We start from the raw sequence: 2,306 nt of genomic DNA on the forward strand, positions 1-2,306 counted from the left end.
GTGAGTCGCCGGATCCTGTTCAGGCTGCTGTGTGGGGTCTGGTGCGGACGGCGCAGTCGGAGAATCCCGGCAGGTTCGTGCTGGTGGATGTCGACGGGGTGGCTGATGAGGCCGCTCTGTCCGCGGCGGTGGCTTCGGGTGAGCCGCAGGTGGCGGTGCGTGGAGGCGGGGTCCTCGTCCCGAGGCTGGTGCGTGCGTCCACGGGCGCCGGGGAGGAGCGGGTTACCGATCTTTCGGGCACGGTGCTGGTGACGGGTGCCAGTGGTGCGCTGGGTGGTGTGGTGGCGCGTCACCTGGTGGTGGGGCGTGGTGTCCGGCATCTGTTGCTGGTGAGCCGTCGGGGTGTGGATGCCCCCGGGGCGGCGGGTCTGGTGGCGGAGCTTCAGGAGCTGGGTGCGCAAGCACGTTTTGTGGCGTGTGATGTGGCGGATCGTGCGGCGCTGGCCGAGGTGCTGGCGGGTGTCGCTCCGGAGCATCCGCTGACGGGTGTGGTGCATGCGGCGGGTGTGCTGGACGACGGTGTGGTGTCGTCGCTCACCGAGGAGCGGTTGGCGGCGGTGTTGCGGCCGAAGGTGGATGCGGCGTGGCATCTGCATGAGCTGACGCGCGGTATGGGTCTGTCGATGTTCACGCTGTTCTCGTCGGCCGCGGCGACGCTGGGGTCGTCGGGGCAGGCGAACTACGCGGCGGCGAACGCGTTCCTCGATGCTCTGGCCGAGGTCCGTCGGGCCGAAGGGCTGGCGGGTCTGTCGCTGGGCTGGGGGCCGTGGGCCGAAGGCGGGATGCTCGGGCGTCTCGACACGGCCGACCTCCAGCGCATGGCGCGCGCCGGCCTGCCTGCGCTCACGGCAGAACAGGGCCTCACCCTGTTCGACGCTGCGGGAACGACCGGGCGGGCCGCTGTCCTCCCTCTGCGTCTCGACCTGCCCGTCCTGCGCCAGGGCGCTGTCTCGAACGGTGTGGCGCCCATCCTGCGCGGCCTCGTCCGTGTGTCGGGACGCCGAGTCGCGAAGTCCGGAGCTACCGGGTCGGCCCTTGCCACCCGTCTGCGCGGCCTGGACGTGGCGGAACGCGTCCGTCTGGTCCTGGACCTCGTCCGGAGTGAAGTCGCACTCGTACTCGGGCACGCGTCCGGGGATTCGGTCACCTCCGGACAAGCGTTCAAGGAACTGGGCTTCGACTCGCTGACCGCCGTCGAGCTCCGGAACCGCTTGAACGAGGTGACCGGCCTTCGCCTGCCCGCCACGCTGGTGTTCGACTACCCCACCCCCGACTCGCTCGCCGAGTACATCCGCGACGAGCTCGTGGGGAGCCAGGGCGATCCGAGCAGCACAGCTGCGGCCGTGGCGCACGCCCTGGACGACGACCCCATCGCGATCGTCGGAATGAGCTGCCGCTACCCCGGTGGAGTCCTCAGCCCGGAGGATCTGTGGCAGCTGACGATCGGCGGGGGCGACGGTGTCGCGCCGTTCCCCACCGACCGGGGCTGGGACCTGAACGGCGTGTACGACCCCGACCCGGAGAACCGGACCGCCTCGTACACGGCGGAGGGCGGGTTCCTCTACGACGCGGGGAAGTTCGACCCGGCGTTCTTCGGGATCTCCCCCCACGAGGCGCTGGCGATGGATCCACAGCAGCGCCTGCTGCTGGAGGCATCCTGGGAGGCGTTCGAGCGCGCGGGAATCGACCCGGGCACACTGCGTGGGAGCCGTACCGGTGTCTACGCCGGCATGATGTACCACGACTACGCGTCGCAGACCGCCTCCGTACCGGAAGGCGTTGACGGGTTCCTGGGCATCGGCACCTCGGGCAGCGTGCTGTCCGGCCGGGTGGCGTACACCTTCGGTCTTGAGGGACCGACCATGACCATCGACACGGCGTGTTCGTCGTCGCTGGTCGCCCTGCACCTGGCCGCCCAGGCCCTGCGCAAGGGCGAGTGCACCATGGCGCTCGCAGGCGGTGTGACGGTGATGTCGACCCCCGGGGCGTTCATCGAGTTCAGCCGTCAGGGCGGCCTGGCCTCGGACGGCCGGTGCAAGTCGTTCTCCGCGAGCGCCGACGGCACCGGCTGGTCGGAGGGCGTGGGCATGCTGCTAGTGGAGCGGTTGTCCGACGCCCGGCGCAACGGACACCAGGTGCTTGCTCTCGTCCGGGGCTCGGCGGTGAACCAGGACGGTGCGTCCAACGGTTTGACCGCGCCCAACGGCCCGTCCCAGCAGCGGGTCATCCGCCAGGCGCTGGACGCCTCCGGTCTGTCGGCCGCCCAGGTCGACGTGGTGGAGGCGCACGGTACGGGTACGACGCTT

The 2,306-nt window shown here is 70.6% G+C and carries 1 protein-coding gene; it reads left to right on the forward strand.

Annotation, left to right across the window (positions count from 1 at the left end):
* Positions 1 to 2,306: SDR family NAD(P)-dependent oxidoreductase (locus tag ACHFIV_RS11180; RefSeq protein WP_398966360.1), on the forward strand; the 2,306-nt coding region annotated here is incomplete at both ends.

It is taken from the genome of Streptomyces sp. ALB3 (genome assembly GCF_044385685.1).
Taxonomy (GTDB): Bacteria; Actinomycetota; Actinomycetes; order Streptomycetales; family Streptomycetaceae; genus Streptomyces.